Consider the following 16,009-nt stretch of genomic DNA (forward strand, 5'->3'; position numbering starts at 1 on the left):
TGAGGTGCCGGTCACACAATCTTGAGGCATGAGGGGGGATTGTTCAACAATCCTCGCCGCGTCCTGCTGGCGCTCACCCGGTCCGCACGGCAACGCGGGTTGAGTTCTCACGGGTGTCCCGGCCCAGAACCCGCGACAACTCAACCCGCGTTGCGGGCCGGGCTGAGCGACGTCACCGCAGCGGCGTGTGCTCCGGGTCCACGCGCTCGCCCTCGCGCACGGGCCCGGGTGCGGTGCCGCCGCCCCACGGGTCCCCGCCGAACGCCTCACGCCCGTGCTCGCTCAGCCAGCTCGCCAGCTCCGGGCCCGCGGGCACGATGCCCGTCGGGTTGATGTCCTCGTGGACCACGTAGTAGTGCTCCTTGATCTGCGCGAAGTCGATCGTGTCGCCGAAGCCCGGGGTCTGGAACAGGTCGCGCGCGTAACCCCACAGCGCCGACATCTCGGTCAGCCTGTTCCGGTTGCACTTGAAGTGCCCGTGGTACACGGGGTCGAACCGCACCAGCGTGGTGAACAGCCGCACGTCGGCCTCGGTGATCCGCTCCCCCATCAGGAAGCGGCGCGTCGTCAGGCGCTCCTCGAGCCAGTCCATCGCGGTCCACAGCCGCTCGTACGCGGCGTCGTACGCCTCCTGCGAGCCCGCGAAGCCGCACCGGTACACGCCGTTGTTCACCTCGGTGAACACGCGCTCGATCACCTCGAACATCTCGTCCCGCTCCGGCCCGGCGTCGGGGATCAGCTGCGGGGCGCCGTCGCGGTGGAACGCGGTCCACTCCGTCGAGAGGTCGAGGGTGATCTGCGGGTAGTCGTTGGTCACGACGCCGCCCGTCGGCACGTCGACGATCGCCGGCACCGTGATGCCCCGCGGGTAGTCGGGGAACCGCGTGAAGTAGTTCTCCTGGATCCGCTCGGTGCCGAGCACGGGGTCCTTCCCGCCCTCGTCGAGGTCGAAGGTCCAGGAGCGCTCGTCGTGGGTCGGCCCCGGGGTGCCCAGCGAGATCGCGTCCTCCAGGCCGAGCAGGCGACGCACGATGATCGTCCGGTTCGCCCACGGGCACGCCCGCGCCGCCACGAGCCGGTAGCGGCCCTCCTCGACGGGCCACGCCTCGGCCCCCTCGGTGAGCCCGCCGCCCACGCGGCCGACCGTGGACGGCTCGGCCACGGGCAGGGCCCGCACGGCCTCCGGGTCCGCCACGATCCGGTCCGCGATGTAGTTCGTGTCCCGCGTGAACTCCGCCCCGGACTGCACGTAGTTGCCCGTGAACCCCTCGCGCGTGTCGATGGTGCCGCGGTCCGCGGCCTGGCCGGTCTGCTGGTTCTCCATACACTCGAGCCTATGACGACGACCACCGCCACGCCCGGCCCCACGCCCGCCCCGCTGGTGCGCTGCGTGACCGCCCAGAACCCCTCCCCGATGACCCTCGCGGGCACCAACACGTACGTGGTCGCCGCACCGGACTCGGACGCGGCCGTCGTGGTGGACCCGGGTCCGGAGGACGACGTCGCCGCCCACCTCGAGCGCGTCCGTGCGGCGGCCGAGGGGCGCCGGATCGCGCTCATCCTGGTGACGCACCGGCACGCCGACCACACCGGCGGGGTGGACGCCTTCCACGCGGCCACGGGCGCCCCCGTGCGCGCCGCGGACCCGGACTGGTGCCGCGGCGGGGCCGCCGTCCTGACGCCGGACGAACGGATCGACGCCGCCGGCACCCCGATGCTGGCGTGGCACACCCCGGGCCACACCTCGGACTCCTACTCGTTCGCCGTCCCGGACGCGGGCGCGCACGGCGCGGTCATCACGGGCGACACCATCCTCGGCTCGGGCACCACCATGCTCGACCACCCGGACGGCACCCTCACCGACTACCTGGCCAGCCTGCGCCGCCTCGAGGCGGCGGGCCCGCTCACGGTGCTGCCCGCGCACGGGCCCGTGCCGGAGCCGCTCGACGTCGTCGCCCGCGACTACCGGCACCACCGCGAGGGCCGCCTGGAGCAGATCCGCGCCGCCCTGGCCGCGCTGCCCGAGACCGAGGCGGCGACGATCACACCCGAGGACCTGGCCCCGCGCATCTACCCCGGCCTCACCGGCACCGTGGCCCGCGTGGCCGTCCAGACGGTGGCCGCGCACCTGCGCCACCTGCGCGAGGACTGAGCCCCTCCGCCGCGGGCCCGGTCCGCACTACGCTGACCTCAGACCCGTCCCCTCGACCCCGCGGAGGCACCCCATGACCATCCTCGTCGGCTACGCCCCCTCGAAGGCCGCGGACGCCGCTCTGGACACCGCCCTGGACATCGCCCGCTCCACCGGCGAGCACGTGGTGGTGGTCAATGCGGGCCCCGGCGGCGAGCACCGCACCAAGTCCCTCGTCACGGAGGAGCAGCAGCGCGGCGTGCAGGCCCGGTTGGACGCCTCCGGCGTGACGGCCGAGTTCCGTCAGTACGCGCGCGGCCGGTCCACGGTGGAGGAGATGAAGGACGTGGCCGCGGAGCTGGACCCGTCCATCGTGGTCATCGGCGTGCGCCGCCGCGGCGGCTTCGGCCGGTTCGTCATGGGATCGGTCTCGGACGAGCTGCTGCAGGAGATCGATCAGCCGGTGCTGTGCGTGAAGGAGTACCGGCAGTACGGGGACCACACGCCCGAGGCCGTGAGCCACGTCGCCGAGACGGACCCGGCCGCCCACGGCCTGCCCGCGTCCGAGCCGATGGCCGAGCGGCGTCGGCTCACGCCCGTCGATTCCGGGGACCCGACGCTCGAGCGCTGAGCGCTCCCGCCGGGCCTCAGTCCTCGTCGTCCTGACGGCGGCGCGTGACGGCGTCGTCGAGGGGGCCGTCCGCGTGGGAGCCGGCGCCGCTGCGCCGCCCGGCCTCGTCCGCCGCCGCGGCCTCCGCCGCCTGCTTGGCCTGCTGGGCGCGCCGCTCGGCGAACGCCTCCTCGCCCGGGCCGGCGAGTTCGCGGTTGCGCTGCACCGCCGTCATCGAGCCGGTGTACAGGCCGGAGTGGTCGCCCACGCGGGTCAGCGGTGTGGTGAGGGTGTGCGGGCGCGGATCGGCGCCGTCGACGCGCGGCAGCGGCGCGGTGCGCGGGCGCGGCTCGCGGGCCGCCACCCCGGAGCCGTCCGGGCCCGGCTCACCCGTCCGGTCGCCACCGCGGGCCCCCGCGTCGGAGCCTTCGGAGGCGGGCGCCGCGTCGTCGTGGGCGGGGTGCCGGACCACCATGCGCTGCACCACGATGCCCTCGGGGTGCTCGTGGCGCAGGAAGGCCACGAGGTCCTCGCGCACGAGGCAGCGCAGGTCCCAGAGGTCGCCGGAGTTGCGGGCGGAGACCACGGCGCGGATGCGCACGACGCCGCCGGTCGCGTCGGTCACCTGCAGCGCGTGCTCGCGCCCGTCCCACAGGTCCGTGGACTCGAGCAGCTGCGCGAGCCGTGCGCGCAGCGCGTCCATCGGCACCCGCCAGTCCACGTCCAGCTCCACGACGCCGGAGACCTCGGTGCCCACGCGCGTCCAGTTCTCGAACGGCTGCGTGGTGAAGTGCGAGGACGGGTAGACCACACGTCGCCCGTCCCAGAGCTTGACCACCACGTTGGACAGGGTGATCTCCTCGACGGTGCCGAACACGCCCTCCATGTCCACCACGTCGCCCACCCGGATCGCGTCCGTGAAGGCGAGCTGGAAGCCGGCGAACACGTTGGTCAGCGTGGACTGCACGGCCAGGCCGGCGATCACCGAGATCACACCGGCGGAGGCGAGCAGGCCGGCCCCGAGCGAGCGCACCTCGGGCACCCCCAGCAGGACCACGGCGACGACCACCACCACGATCACCGCGTTGAGGATGCGCCGGATCAGGATGGTCTGCGTGCGGATGCGTCGCTCGCGGCGGTGCTCGACGCCGGTCTCCTGGTAGCGGCCGAGGATCCCCGCCTCGATCACGCCGACCAGGCGCCACGCGGCCCACGCGCCCGCGGCGGCCACGGCGATGAGCAAGAGGAACGACGCCGGCCGGTACCAGGCCTGCTCCTCGGCCATGACCCCGAGCCAGATCCGGGAGGCCAGCAGGCCGGCGGCGACGGCGGCCGGCAGGCTCAGCCGTGCGGCGCCGTGCTGGAACGCGGGGCGGCGCACGAGCACGACGCGTGCCACCTGCAGGGCCAGGTACACGACCGCCGCGCCGATCGCGAACGCCATCAGCACGGTCAGCAGCGTCCCCCATTCCACGCCGAAGGCCCGGGTGGTGGCGGCCGCCCCGTCCTGGATGTCCCCCTCCACCCCGGACGGCACGGTCTCGCCCGCCAGGAGGCGGTCCAGGGCGGTCAGCAGGGGCGGGGTCGCGAGGGCGGGCAGGACGGGGAGGACCATGACGACAGTCTGACACCCGCCCCCGGACGCACCCCGGAGAAGAGCACAATGGAGCCTGACCGTCCGCGCGGTCCGGGCCCGGCCGTCGTCGTGCCCCGTCCCGCCGGCCCGCCACCGCCCCTCTGGAGGAATCCGTGCTCTCCGTCACCGACCTGCGCCCGCTCGACACCGCCACCGCGGACCTGTCCCGCATCATCCCGCGGGCGAACGTGGACGTGTCCTCCGTGGTGCCGGTGATCGCCCCGATCATCGAGCAGGTCCGCCACGGCGGTGAGCAGACCCTGCTGGACCTGGCCGAGCGGTTCGACGGCGTCCGTCCGCCCGCCCTGCGCGTGCCCGGGGAGGCGCTCGAGGCCGCCCTGGCCGGGCTCGACCCGCGGGTGCGTGCCGCCCTGGAGGAGTCGATCCGCCGGGCCCGGCTCGTGCACGCCGCCCAGCACCCCCAGGACTCCACGGTCGAGCTCGGCGAGGGCGCCGTCGTGGAGAACCACTGGATCCCCGTGGGCCGCGTGGGCCTGTACGTGCCCGGCGGCCGCGCCGTGTACCCCTCCTCGGTGGTGATGAACGTGGTGCCCGCGCAGGCCGCCGGCGTGGGGAGCCTCGCGGTGACCTCACCCCCGCAGCGGGACCACGGCGGCCTGCCCCACCCCACCGTGCTCGCCGCGTGCGCGCTGCTCGGCGTGGACGAGGTCTACGCGGCCGGCGGCGCCCAGGCCGTGGCCATGCTGGCGCACGGCGTCCAGGACGACGACGGCGGGTGGCTCTGCGCGCCCGTCGACCTGGTGACGGGGCCCGGCAACGTGTACGTGGCCGCCGCGAAGCGCGCCCTGCAGGGCGTGATCGGCGTGGACGCCGAGGCCGGGCCGAGCGAGATCGCCGTGATCGCGGACGGCACCGCCCGCGCCGACTGGGTGGCCGCGGACCTGATCAGCCAGTCCGAGCACGACCCGCTGGCCGCCTCCGTGCTCATCACCGATTCCGAGGACCTGCTCCGGGACGTGCAGGCGGCGATCGAGGCGCAGGTGCCCGGGGCGTTCCACGAGGATCAGATCCGCGAGGCCCTCACCGGCCCCCAGTCCGGCGTGCTGCTGGTGCGGGACATGGACCAGGCCGTGGAGGTCTCCGACCGCTACGCCACCGAACACCTCGAGATCCAGACGCGCGACCCCGAGGCCCTCGTGGGGCGCATCCGCAACGCTGGCGCCGTGTTCGTGGGCCCGTACGCCCCCGTGCCGCTGGGCGACTACTCGGCCGGGTCCAACCATGTGCTCCCCACCTCGGGGACGGCCCGGCACTCCTCCGGTCTGAACACCGTGACGTTCCTGCGCCTGCAGCAGCGCATCCGCTACACGGAGACCGGGCTCGAGGAGGTCGCGGACGGGATCGGCGTGCTGGCCGAGGACGAGCGCCTGCCCGCGCACGGCGCCGCGATCCGCGCCCGCTTCGCGTGAGGGGGCGGGCGTGAGCGGCGTCCGCATCGACGCGTGGCTGTGGGCCGTGCGGCTGTACAAGACCCGGTCGGCGGCCACGGCGGCCGTGCGCGCGGGCCACGTGCGCATCGACGGCGAGCCCGTGAAGGCGGCGACGCCCGTCGTCGTCGGGAACCGGGTGCGGGTGCGCCAGGACGGACGCGAGCGGATCCTCGAGGTCACGGGGCTGATCGCCAAGCGGGTGGGCGCCCCCGTGGCCCGGCAGCAGTACGTGGACCACTCCCCGCCGCCCGTGCCGCGTGAGCTGCTCGCGGTGCCGTACCGCGAGCGGGGCGCGGGCCGGCCCACCAAGCGGGACCGCCGGCAGCTGGACGCGCTGCGCGGCCGCGACCGACGCTGAGCGTCTCAGTCCTCCCCGCGCCGTCATCCGCCGTCGTGATGGCGGCCTCATGCGGAGGGTGCGGTCAGCACCATCCGGAACGGCTTGTCGTTGTCCACCGTGACGGTGAACGTCATCGGCCCCGCCTCATCCACGGGGGGAGTCGCCGCCGACCAGCCGCCGCACAGCGCCTCCGATCCGGCCATCCAGGTCTTCGTTCCCCCGCCACCCCGTGAGGTCAGGATCTCCGTCTCACCGGTGGCATCCGAAGGACACAGCACGATGACCCGAAGGACCGCACCCTGTTGAGCGTCCACGGTGATCTGCTGTGTGCCCGTCCCGACCGCCTCCTCCAGGACGGACTCCTTCTCCGGGTCGAGATGGTCCGCATCCGGATGCCGGCGCGTGTACTCGACCAACGTCATCCCGTCCTCCTCGAACAGCGCGGCGGGGAGTGCTTCTTCACCGGCGGGTGACGACGCGGACGAACCGGTGGCGGAGGCCGACCGGGTTGCCGAGGGGGCCGCTGACGTCGGGGTGACGGAGGACGCCGCAGCGGTGGAGGAGACGCTGCCCGGGGACGCGGAGCATCCCGAGATGGCGGTACCGAGGAGAGCCGCGACGACCACGGCGGCCGACAATGCCGCACGCTTCTTCTCGATGTCCATCCGCATGATCCGATCCCTCTCAGAGAACCGACTGCGGGGCCGCGGGCTGCGGTCTCGAGCCCCCCTCTCGAGTGGCTTGATCCTGGCTGGCGATGCGCGGTGTGTCAAGCATCACATCGGGCAGCTCGGATGACGCCGCGCGACCGCCGCGCTTTGACCACCCCACGGACCCCTCCGTAGGCTGATCCCCAGAATCACGAGTTCCCGTCATTCACGGCCCTGGCCGGCGGGACGGCAACCCTCTCACGCAGTAGTGGGGTGCTCCAGGTGATGATTCGGCCCCTCGGACACCCCGACGGGCAAGTACCGCGCCTCCGCGGATCCGGGCGATCCGCGTTCCCGCCGTCTGCGGAGCCGCGTCAGTCATCGGAAGAGGACGCGCGCCATGACCCTGACCCACGAACCCCACACCGCCGCGTGGGACACCGACCTGTCCCTCGGCAACCTCCGCTCCGGCCTCTCGGCCTTCCCCACCGGGGTCGTCGCGCTGGCGGGCCTCGCCGACGACGTCCCCGAGGTGATGGTGTCCTCGTCCTTCGGCGTGGGCATCTCCTGGGAGCCGGCCCTCGTGTCCTTCTCCGCACAGAACAGCTCCCGCACCTGGCCGCGCCTGCGCCGGGCCGGGGCGATCGGCGTCTCCCTGCTCGCGGCGGACCAGACGCCGCTGTGCCGTCAGCTGGCCTCCCGCGAGGGCGACCGCTTCGCCGGTCTGGACGTGCACCGCAGCCCGCACGACGCCCTGCTGATCGGGGGCTCCTCGCTCTGGCTCGAGACGCGGGTGCACGCCGAGGTCCCGGCGGGCGACCACACGGTGGTGCTGCTGGAGGTGACGGCCTTCGCGGATCACACGGACGCCGCTCCCCCGGCCGCCCTGCACCGCAATCTCTTCCACGGCCTGCGCGCGCTCTGAGCGAACTCCAGGTGAACAATCGGGCCCCTGGTTCCCGGTCGGCGAGATCCGTGCAATGATGGAGCCTGAAGTTGATCAAGCTGTATCCCGCCATCTTCACTGCTCGTCAGCCCGGCATCGCCGGCGTCGATGAGTGTTGGGCAAGCGGTTCAGTCTCGCCGCTTCACCCGCGTCCCACATCCGGGCCGCGGTCCAACACCGCCACCGCACCGCGGGGGCACATCGAAAGGACACCATCATGGCTGTCGGTACTGTCAAGTGGTTCAACGCTGAGAAGGGCTACGGCTTCATCGCCCCCGAGGACAACTCCGCGGACGTGTTCGTGCACTTCTCCGCCATCCAGGGCAACGGCTTCAAGGAGCTCCAGGAGAACGACCGCGTCGAGTTCGAGACCCAGGACGGCCCCAAGGGCCTCCAGGCCGCCAACGTGACGAAGCTCTGATCTTCGCCTGACGCACGTCTGACGACGCCCCCGGTCCGCACGGACCGGGGGCGTCGTCGTGTGCGCTTCCGTGCGTCCCGCACGCCCGCGCACTCCGCCGTACGCCCGTTCGACCGCGGCGCTGCGACATCACCGCAGGGCTGCACTGCGGTGATGTCGCTGAGGCGCGGTCCTCCGGGGTGGGCCTCGTCCTGGCCCTGCGCGTCAGGCCGCGCCCCGCCGGCCCACGTGGCGACGCAGCAGCAGCACCACGCCCAGGGCCAGCAGATACCCGAGCGCGACGACCGCGAAGCCGGCCCGGTAGTCGCCCGTGACGTCGCGCAGCACGCCCATCAGCAGTGGGCCCAGGGCGAAGCCGGCGTACATGCCCATCGAGTTCGCCCCGGTCGCACGGCCGAGCCGCTCGGCCGGCACCTCGCTCAGCAGGCCCGCGTTGACCACCACGTTGGCGCCCAGCACCGTCAAGCCGTGCACCGCGGCGCCCACCCACAACAGGGCCGGCAGGTCCAGCAGGTCCGCGGCGAGGAACACCACGACGCCGGCCACGGCACCCAGGCAGATCACGGTCAGCAGGGTGGTGGGCCGGTCTCCGGAGCTCATCCGCCGACTCCACCCGATCCGGGAGAGCACCCCCACCACCCCGGACACGGCCGCCGCGGCGCCGCCGGCCACGAGCGTCATCCCCAGCGTCTCGACGGCGAACAGCGGCAGGTAGGTGTTCGTGGCCTGCATGCCCAGGCCGGTGAGGAACGCGATCGCCGCGGAGAACCAGACCGTGGCCGGCAGGGGCGAGGTGTCCCGCCGTCGTCGTCCGCCGGCGGGGCCGGTGGCCGACGGCGGCGCCCCGGGCAGCGGCGGGGCGGCGACCAGGGCGAGCACCCAGAGCGCCCCGATGAGCACCGCGGCCCCCAGCGCGGCGCCCGTCCAGCCCAGGGCGAGGGACGCGGCCGGGAAGAACAGGCCGCCGACCAGCTGGGCCGCCTGCACCCCGGACTGCTTCACCCCGACCCACCCGATGCGCCTCTCCGGCGGCACCACGGTGCGGATGATCCGGTTCGTGGTGGGGTTGGAGATGGCCTGCGTGACGCCCGCGACGGCGGCCGCCGCGTACAGCACGGGCAGGGACGGGGCGACGGCGCCGAGCACGAGCGCCGCGGCGGTGCCGCCGAAGATGATGCTCAGCTGCGCGCGGGCGGACAGGCGGTCGGCGGCCCGGCCGAGGCCGAGGGAGGTGACGGCGGCCGCGGCGAACACGACCGTCATCACGGTGCCGAGCTGGCCCGAGGTGACGTCGAGCCGCTCCATCACGACCGTGGAGGAGGCGGAGACGCCGTAGGTGAACAGGGGCCCGGCGCCCATCGCCGCCAGCAGCACCCACAGCAGGGCCGCAGAGGGGCGGCGAGCGGCGGGGGCGGGCAGGGTCACGGCCCCAGGCTACGACCCCTCACGCGACGAGGCGGGAAATCTATCTCATGGGCGCCCGGGGGCGTCGTGTGAGGTGGATTTCCCGCCTCGAAAGCGGGGGTGACTGCGGGGGTGGGTCAGCCGACGCGGCCCTCGCCGCGGTGCTCGCCCTCGACGCGGCCGGTGGTCCCCCGCCGGGTGACCTCCTCGCCGTCCTGGCGCTCGGGCCGCTCGCCGGCCTCCGCCGGCAGGCCCTCGTTCTCGTCGGTGGGCGTCTCGCCGGCGGTGGCGGCGGGTGCCGGGTCCTGCGGGGCCCGACGACGGCCGCCGGGCGTGCACAGCGACTCGCCCTCACCCAGCGAGCTGACGCGCGGCATCGGCGACGTGGTCAGCGGCACGGACTCGGTCCGCCGGGCGTCGACGAGCGTGGAGCCCGTCCCGGAGATGGGGGAGCCCTGCACGGGGGCGCCGGCCGCCTCGCGGCCCGGGATCAGCAGCTCGGAGCGCCACTGGGGGTCACGCTCGGTGAGGTAGTCCACGCGGGCGTGCTCGCCGAAGTGGTCCGCGTCCGCCTCCTCCCAGTCCATGGCCCAGCCGGCGGGCGGGTCGTTGAGCAGCTCGTCCGTGCGCAGCCAGTGGTAGATGGACGCGTACGAGCGGGTGCTCAGGTGGTCCACGCGGCGGCGCAGCATGCGGGTGTTCAGCTGGGACGGATGCGTCAGGCCCATGGACGCCATGATCTGCACGGCCTCGCGCACGGTCAGGCGGTGGTAGTTGAAGACGCGGTTGCCCTTGTCCTCCACGTCGAGGGCGCGCATCAGACGCGGGTCCTGCGTGGCCACCCCCACGGGGCACTCGTTCGTGTGGCACTTCTGCGCCTGGATGCACCCGGTGGCCATCATCATCGCGCGGGCGGACATGGTGAAGTCCGCGCCCTGGATCAGACGCTTGACGATGTCCGAACCGGTGGCGACCTTGCCGGCCGCGCCGAGCTTGATCATGTGGCGCAGGCCGGTGCCCACGAGCGCGTTGTGCACGAGCATGAGGCCCTCGGTCAGCGGGGTGCCCACGCGGTCCGAGTACTCGAGCGGGGCGGCGCCGGTGCCGCCCTCGGAGCCGTCCACGATGATGAAGTCGGGGGCGATCCGCTCCTCCCAGATGGCCTTGGTCATGGCCAGCACGTCCACGCGGGAGCCCACGCAGAACTTGATGCCGATCGGCTTGCCGTCCGAGAGCTCACGGAGCTGCTCGATGAACTTGACCATCTCGCGCGGGGTGCGGAACGCGGAGTGGGACGCCGGGGACAGGCAGTCCTTGTCCATCGGGATCTCGCGGGCCTCGGCGATCTCGGGGGAGATCTTCTCCTTGGGCAGCATGCCGCCCAGGCCAGGCTTCGCGCCCTGGGAGATCTTGATGGTGATGCCCTTGACCTCGGGCAGCACCGCCTTCTCGGCGAACTTCTCCGGGCTGAAGGTGCCGTCCTCGTTGCGGCAGCCGAAGTAGCCGGAGCCGATCTCCCAGAACAGGTCCGCGCCGTTGCCGCGGTGGTACTTGGTGAGGCCGCCCTCGCCGGTCTCGTGGATGAACCCGCCCAGGCCGGCGCCCTTGTTCATGGCGATCACGGCGTTGGCGGAGAGGGAGCCGAAGGACATGGACGAGATGTTCATCAGCGAGATGTCCACGGGCCGGCGGCAGTCCGGGCCGCCGATCCGCACCGTGGGGGGCTCCTCCGGCGGGTTGACCGGGGCGGTGGAGTGCAACAGGAACTCGTAGCCGATCTCCGAGGTGTCCCGCTCGGTGCCGAACGCCTTGTGGCTGTCCAGGCCCTTCGCACGGGCGTAGACGATCGAGCGGGTGTCCCGGTCGAACGGCTTGCCGTCGAAGTTGCGCTCGATGAAGTACTGCTGGATCTCGGGGCGGATCGACTCCAGCAGGTACCGCATGTGGCCGAGCACGGGGTAGTTGCGGAGGATCGCGTGCCGCTTCTGGGTCATGTCCCACACGGCGAGCACGAGCAGCGCCACCAGGAGCACCGCCAGCACCCACCACGCGCCGCCGCCGATGGCGGCCACCAGCACGACGACGAGCGCGGCCAGCGAGAGGGTCGCGACGATCAGGAGTCTGTTGTTCACCCGACCATCGTGCCCTATATCACTCGAACGTTCATCCTCGCCGCACTGTGTCGAGGTCCCACGTGTGGGGCAGGGGCGTCCGGGCCGACGGCAGGGCCACGCTGCGCCGCCACTCGTGCAGCCACTCCGGCAGCGTCGGCTCCCCCGCGAGGTCGTGGCCGGCCGCCGCCGCGATCGCCCGGACCTCGTCGTTCTCCACGGGGCGGCCGTCCTTCTTGCGCAGGCGCGTGCAGATGTACGCGCGCACCGCGACGTCGCCGTCGACCACCACGCGCTGCTCGAACCACACCGCGCGCTCATCCAGGCCGATCATCCGCGTCTCCACGTCGAACCGCTGCCCCAGGGTCACCGAGCGGCGGAACGCAATCTGCTCGGCCTGCACCACGGGCGTCCAGCCGCGACGGCGGATCTCGTCCCACAGGCCGGTGCGGACCATCGCGTCGAAGCGGCCGAGGTCGAACAGCCCGAAGTACTGGCCGTTGTTGACGTGCAGGGCCATGTCCACGTCCGTGGGCAGGGCGCGCATCGGCAGCGTCGTCGGCTCCCAGAGTCCGGCGCGCGGGCGGCGGCGGGCGCGGGCGACGACCCAGATCGTGCGGGGGATCAGATGCATCGGAGGTTCCTCCTCGGGGTCACAGGACCCCCTCGGTCAGATGGTCCGGCGTGCCGAACCGGTGGGCGGTCACGGACACGGCCTGTTCGTGCAGGAACGGCAGCAGCTCCACCTCGCCGGCGCTCACCACGGGGCCAGCGTAGACCGCCACGTCGGGGGTGTCGCCGAGCGCCGCGTGCAGCGCGCTCCGCGCCGCCTCGGCCGCCTCCCGGTCGCCGGTCCAGTCGGCGACGAGCCGGATCCGCGCGTCGCCGCCGCCCTCCGTCGCGGGCAGGATGAGGGCCAGCCGCCGGGCGCGGTCGTGGAACGCGGCGTCATCCTCGACGACGACGTCCACCGGCGCGGCCGTGCCGGCACCCTCCGTGCGGGCGGACCGGACCAGCTTCTCCACCCGGCCGCGCACGGCCTCGGCCGAGAGTCCGTCCGCGTCGGGCCCCTCCGCGGTGGGGGTCGGGCGCAGGCTCACGGTCATGGGCGCCCCGGCGCGCAGGCCGGCGGAGACGATGCGCAGCAGGTGGTCGGCGGGCCCCGAGTGCCGGCGCACGAGGACCGGGGTGGGGACGTGACGCAGCACGTTCCGCTCGGCCTCGAGCGCGGAGACGTCCGTGGCCACCCCGAACACGGTGGTCCACGCGTGGGTGTCGAGGGCGCGGGCGGTCTCGAGCCAGGATGCGCCCGCACCGTCGGCCTCGGCCCCGGGCCGTCCCTCTCCCCCGGCCCACGTGGGCGCGTCCTCCCAGTCCACGAGGCCATGCAGGTAGTGCGGCCCGCCGGCCTTCGTGGTGGGGCCGACGACGGAACGCTTCCAGCCGCCGAAGGGCTGGCGGCGCACGATGGCCCCGGTGATGCCGCGGTTCACGTAGAGGTTGCCGGCGCGCACGCCGCGCAGCCACACGTCGATCTCCTCCCGGTCCAGCGAGTGCAGCCCGGAGGTGAGGCCGTAATCCACGGCGTTCACGATCCCGATCGCCTCCTCGAGCGTCTCGGCCGTCATCACGGCCAGCACGGGGCCGAAGTACTCGGTGAGGTGGGCGTCGGCGCCGGGGCGGACGCCGGAGCGGATGCCCGGGCTCCACAGGCGACCCGTCTCGTCCAGCTGCCGCGGACGCAGGGCCCACCGCTCCCCCGGGCCGAGCTCGGTGAGCCCGCGACGCAGCTTCTCGCCGGGGGCCTCGATCACGGGGCCCATCTCGGCGCGCGGGTCCACGGGGTGCGCCACGTGCAGGGACGAGGCCGCGTCCAGCAGCTGCCGGTGGAAGCGCTCGGAGGTGCCCACGGAGCCGACGAGCACCACGAGGGAGGACGCCGAGCACTTCTGGCCGGCGTGACCGAACGCGGACTGGACCACGTCCTTCGTGGCCAGGTCCAGATCCGCGGACGGGGTCACGATCACGGCGTTCTTGCCGGAGGTCTCGGCGAGCAGGTGCAGGTCGGGGCGCATCCCCTTGAACAGCCGTGCGGTGTCCCAGCTGCCGGTGAGGATGAGCCGCTCGACGGCCGGGTCGGTCACGAGCGCCGCGCCGACCTCCGCCTCGTCCTCGTCCGCCAGCGTCACCAGGCGCACGAGGTCCGCGGGGTCGTGCCCGGCGAGCGGGCCGCCGTCGTCGAACAGGCCCGAGTCCCGCAGCCCGGCCACGATCAGCTCCCACGCGACCGCGCCCGTCCGCTCGGACTGCGGGGCCGGCTTGAACACCACGGGCGAGCCGGCCCCGAGCGCGGCGAGGACGCCCCCGACCGGGATGGCCACGGGGAAGTTCCACGGCGGGATCACCAGGGTCAGGCGGACGGGCACGGCGCGAGCGCCCTCCACCGCGTCCAGGCCGCGGGCCAGGCGCGCGTAGTAGTGCGCGAAGTCCACGGCCTCGGAGACCTCGGGGTCGCCCTGGTCCAGGGTCTTGCCGGTCTCGGCGGCGGCCACCTCCAGCAGGCGGGCCCGGCCGGCGTGCAGGGCCCGTCCGACGGCGTCCAGCGCGTCGGCGCGCTCGTGGCCGGTGAGCGCGCCCCAGCGGGCGCCGGGGTGGGCGGTGGCGGCGATGGCGGCGCGGGCGTCGTCGGCCGTGGTGGCGCGGTGGGCGCGGACGGTGTCCGTCCCGAGGTCCGAGCCCGGGACGGCCGCGAGGATCCGGCGGGCCCACTCCCGGTTGCCGGGCAGCGCGGGGTCCGTGTCCGGGGTGTTGGCGAAGCCGTCCACGGGGGCGGGGGTCGGCCCGTCCTCCCCGCGGGACCGGTCCTGGAGGCGGTTCGGACGGGGCACGGCCGCGTCCAGGTGGCGCAGCGAGGCGCGGAAGCGCTCCTCCTCGCGGGCGAACAGGTCCGCGTCCGCGTCCAGGTCGAACACGGCGGACATGAAGTTCTCCGGGGAGGCGCCCTCCTCGAGGCGGCGCACGAGGTAGGAGATCGCCACGTCGAACTCCTCGGGCCGCACCACGGGCGTGTAGAGCAGCAGGGCGCCGACGTCGGCCCGGACGGCGGCGGCCTGGCCGGTGGCCATGCCGAGCAGCATCTCGAACTCCACCGCGGCCGGGTCGAGCCCGCGGCGCTCGATCAGCCGGTGGGCCAGGGCGACGTCGAAGAGGTTGTGCCCGGCCACGCCGATGCGCACGTGGGCCAGATGCTCCGGGGTGAGCGCGTAGTTGAGCACGCGCTTGTAGTTGGTGTCCGCCTCCTGCTTCGAGCCCACCGTGGCCAGCGGCCAGCCCGTCAGGGAGGCCTGCATCCGCTCCATGGGCAGGTTGGCGCCCTTGACCACGCGCACCTTGACCGGGGCGCCGCCGGCGGCGACGCGGCGCGCGGCCCACTCCTGCAGGCGCACCATGGCCGCGAGCGCGTCCGGCAGGTAGGCCTGCAGCACGATGCCGGCCTCGTAGTCGCGCAGGCCCGGCTGCTCGAGCAGGGCGGTGAACACGTTGAGCGTGAGGTCGAGGTCGCGGTACTCCTCCATGTCCAGGTTGATGAAGGTGTCCCGGTCCCGGGCGAGCTCGAACAGCGGGGTGAGCCGCTCGGTGATGTCCGCGACGGCCTCGTCGAACGCGTAGGGCGCGTGCGGGGCGGTGGCGGCGGAGACCTTCACGGACACGTAGTCGACGTCGTCGCGGCGGATCAGCGCGGCGATGCCCTCGAGCCGGCGGTCCGCCTCGCCCTGACCGAGGATCGCCTCGCCCAGCAGGTTGATGTTCAGCCGGGTGTGCTCGTCACGCAGGGCCGCGATGGCCTTGCCGAGCTGCCGGTCCCGCGCGTCGACGATCAGGTGGGAGACCATGTGCCGCAGCACGCGGCGGGCCGTGGGGACGGCGATGCGCGGCACGAGCGGGGCCGCGCGGCCGCCGACGCCGAGGACGGCGCGCAGGGCCGGGGGCAGGAAGCCGGGGGCGCGACCGGCGAGCTCCCGCAGCGCCCGGGCGGCGATCGCGGGGTCCTCGGGGCGGACCACGTGGTCCACGAAGCGCACGATGAAGTCGAGGCCGCCCGGTTCCTTCAGGGCGCCCGCCAGCTGGCGGGCCGCGAAGTCGGCCTCGTGGTCCCGGGACTCGGCGAGCCAACGCCGCACCTGCGCGACGGCGTCGTCGGCGAGGGCGTGCAGGTCGGCGGGGTCGGGGATCCCGCCGGTCGCGCTGAGGACCCGGTCGAGATCGTCATGGTCCTGGGCGGAGAACATCGCGGTCATGGCCGCACTCT

The 16,009-nt window shown here is 73.7% G+C and carries 13 protein-coding genes and 1 riboswitch; of the genes, 6 read left to right on the plus strand and 7 right to left on the minus strand.

The features are described from left to right. Nucleotides 1–172: 172 nt before the first annotated feature. On the minus strand, nt 173–1,324 hold the full coding sequence (locus B1A86_RS09560) for a glutathione S-transferase C-terminal domain-containing protein (protein ID WP_078025506.1): 1,152 nt from the start codon (nt 1,322–1,324) through the stop codon (nt 173–175). Nucleotides 1,325–1,336: 12 nt separating this feature from the next. On the opposite strand from B1A86_RS09560, the gene B1A86_RS09565 reads away from it, so the two are divergent. Together B1A86_RS09565 and B1A86_RS09570 are read left to right on the plus strand one after the other, a co-directional pair. Beyond that, complete coding sequence (locus B1A86_RS09565; RefSeq protein ID WP_078025505.1) at nt 1,337–2,152, plus strand: MBL fold metallo-hydrolase; 816 nt, start codon at nt 1,337–1,339, stop codon at nt 2,150–2,152. Nucleotides 2,153–2,225: 73 nt separating this feature from the next. After that, nucleotides 2,226–2,762 carry a universal stress protein gene (locus tag B1A86_RS09570; protein WP_049147497.1) on the plus strand — a complete coding sequence of 179 codons (537 nt, stop codon included), beginning with the start codon at nt 2,226–2,228 and terminating at the stop codon, nt 2,760–2,762. A gap of 16 nt (nt 2,763–2,778) precedes the next feature. Here B1A86_RS09570 and B1A86_RS09575 read toward each other — a convergent pair whose 3' ends face one another. After that, nucleotides 2,779–4,356, minus strand: coding sequence for a mechanosensitive ion channel family protein (locus B1A86_RS09575; protein WP_078025504.1), 1,578 nt, complete (start codon nt 4,354–4,356; stop codon nt 2,779–2,781). A gap of 134 nt (nt 4,357–4,490) precedes the next feature. Here B1A86_RS09575 and hisD point away from each other — a divergent pair, with 134 nt between their 5' ends. Together hisD and B1A86_RS09585 are read left to right on the plus strand one after the other, a co-directional pair. After that, on the plus strand, nt 4,491–5,807 hold the full coding sequence (gene hisD / locus B1A86_RS09580; protein WP_036338764.1) for a histidinol dehydrogenase: 1,317 nt from the start codon (nt 4,491–4,493) through the stop codon (nt 5,805–5,807). A 10-nt stretch (nt 5,808–5,817) separates the two neighbouring features. Beyond that, a complete protein-coding gene (locus B1A86_RS09585) occupies nt 5,818–6,186 on the plus strand; it encodes an RNA-binding S4 domain-containing protein (protein ID WP_002855797.1) in 369 nt (122 codons plus the stop codon). 47 nt (nt 6,187–6,233) lie between these two features. Here B1A86_RS09585 and B1A86_RS11765 read toward each other — a convergent pair whose 3' ends face one another. Beyond that, nucleotides 6,234–6,833: a hypothetical protein gene (locus B1A86_RS11765; protein ID WP_246836819.1), complete on the minus strand. Its 600-nt coding sequence runs from the start codon at nt 6,831–6,833 to the stop codon at nt 6,234–6,236. 192 nt (nt 6,834–7,025) lie between these two features. Beyond that, a riboswitch (SAM riboswitch) is annotated at nt 7,026–7,145 on the plus strand. A 73-nt stretch (nt 7,146–7,218) separates the two neighbouring features. Between B1A86_RS11765 and B1A86_RS09600 the strand changes: the two genes are divergently transcribed. Continuing rightward, nucleotides 7,219–7,743 (plus strand): flavin reductase family protein, encoded by a 525-nt coding sequence (locus tag B1A86_RS09600; RefSeq protein WP_078025502.1) that lies wholly within the window; start codon nt 7,219–7,221, stop codon nt 7,741–7,743. Nucleotides 7,744–7,981: 238 nt separating this feature from the next. Further along, nucleotides 7,982–8,185 (plus strand): cold-shock protein, encoded by a 204-nt coding sequence (locus B1A86_RS09605; RefSeq protein ID WP_010080175.1) that lies wholly within the window; start codon nt 7,982–7,984, stop codon nt 8,183–8,185. 204 nt (nt 8,186–8,389) lie between these two features. On the opposite strand, the gene B1A86_RS09610 is transcribed toward B1A86_RS09605, so the two are convergent. The 4 genes from B1A86_RS09610 to B1A86_RS09625 form a co-directional block, all read right to left on the minus strand. After that, a complete protein-coding gene (locus B1A86_RS09610) occupies nt 8,390–9,610 on the minus strand; it encodes an MFS transporter (protein WP_138976815.1) in 1,221 nt (406 codons plus the stop codon). A gap of 116 nt (nt 9,611–9,726) precedes the next feature. Beyond that, nucleotides 9,727–11,721: an FMN-binding glutamate synthase family protein gene (locus B1A86_RS09615; protein WP_168196736.1), complete on the minus strand. Its 1,995-nt coding sequence runs from the start codon at nt 11,719–11,721 to the stop codon at nt 9,727–9,729. Between the two features lie 31 nt (nt 11,722–11,752). Next, a complete protein-coding gene (locus B1A86_RS09620; protein ID WP_036316171.1) occupies nt 11,753–12,334 on the minus strand; it encodes a thioesterase family protein in 582 nt (193 codons plus the stop codon). Nucleotides 12,335–12,353: 19 nt separating this feature from the next. Continuing rightward, nucleotides 12,354–15,998: a bifunctional proline dehydrogenase/L-glutamate gamma-semialdehyde dehydrogenase gene (locus B1A86_RS09625; protein WP_078025501.1), complete on the minus strand. Its 3,645-nt coding sequence runs from the start codon at nt 15,996–15,998 to the stop codon at nt 12,354–12,356. Nucleotides 15,999–16,009: the final 11 nt, after the last annotated feature.

The sequence above is a fragment of the Micrococcus sp. KBS0714 genome (assembly GCF_002008305.4).
Lineage (GTDB): Bacteria > Actinomycetota > Actinomycetes > Actinomycetales > Micrococcaceae > Micrococcus > Micrococcus luteus.

Excerpts from the sequence above, each read along its gene's own strand:
- B1A86_RS09560 (WP_078025506.1), bottom strand. The coding sequence starts at position 1,324 with ATGGAGAACCAGCAGACCGGCCAGGCCGCGGACCGCGGCACCATCGAC.
- B1A86_RS09565 (WP_078025505.1), top strand. The coding sequence starts at position 1,337 with ATGACGACGACCACCGCCACGCCCGGCCCCACGCCCGCCCCGCTGGTG.
- B1A86_RS09570 (WP_049147497.1), top strand. The coding sequence starts at position 2,226 with ATGACCATCCTCGTCGGCTACGCCCCCTCGAAGGCCGCGGACGCCGCT.
- B1A86_RS09575 (WP_078025504.1), bottom strand. The coding sequence starts at position 4,356 with ATGGTCCTCCCCGTCCTGCCCGCCCTCGCGACCCCGCCCCTGCTGACC.
- B1A86_RS11765 (WP_246836819.1), bottom strand. The coding sequence starts at position 6,833 with ATGGACATCGAGAAGAAGCGTGCGGCATTGTCGGCCGCCGTGGTCGTC.
- B1A86_RS09600 (WP_078025502.1), top strand. The coding sequence starts at position 7,219 with ATGACCCTGACCCACGAACCCCACACCGCCGCGTGGGACACCGACCTG.
- B1A86_RS09605 (WP_010080175.1), top strand. The coding sequence starts at position 7,982 with ATGGCTGTCGGTACTGTCAAGTGGTTCAACGCTGAGAAGGGCTACGGC.
- B1A86_RS09620 (WP_036316171.1), bottom strand. The coding sequence starts at position 12,334 with ATGCATCTGATCCCCCGCACGATCTGGGTCGTCGCCCGCGCCCGCCGC.
- B1A86_RS09625 (WP_078025501.1), bottom strand. The coding sequence starts at position 15,998 with ATGACCGCGATGTTCTCCGCCCAGGACCATGACGATCTCGACCGGGTC.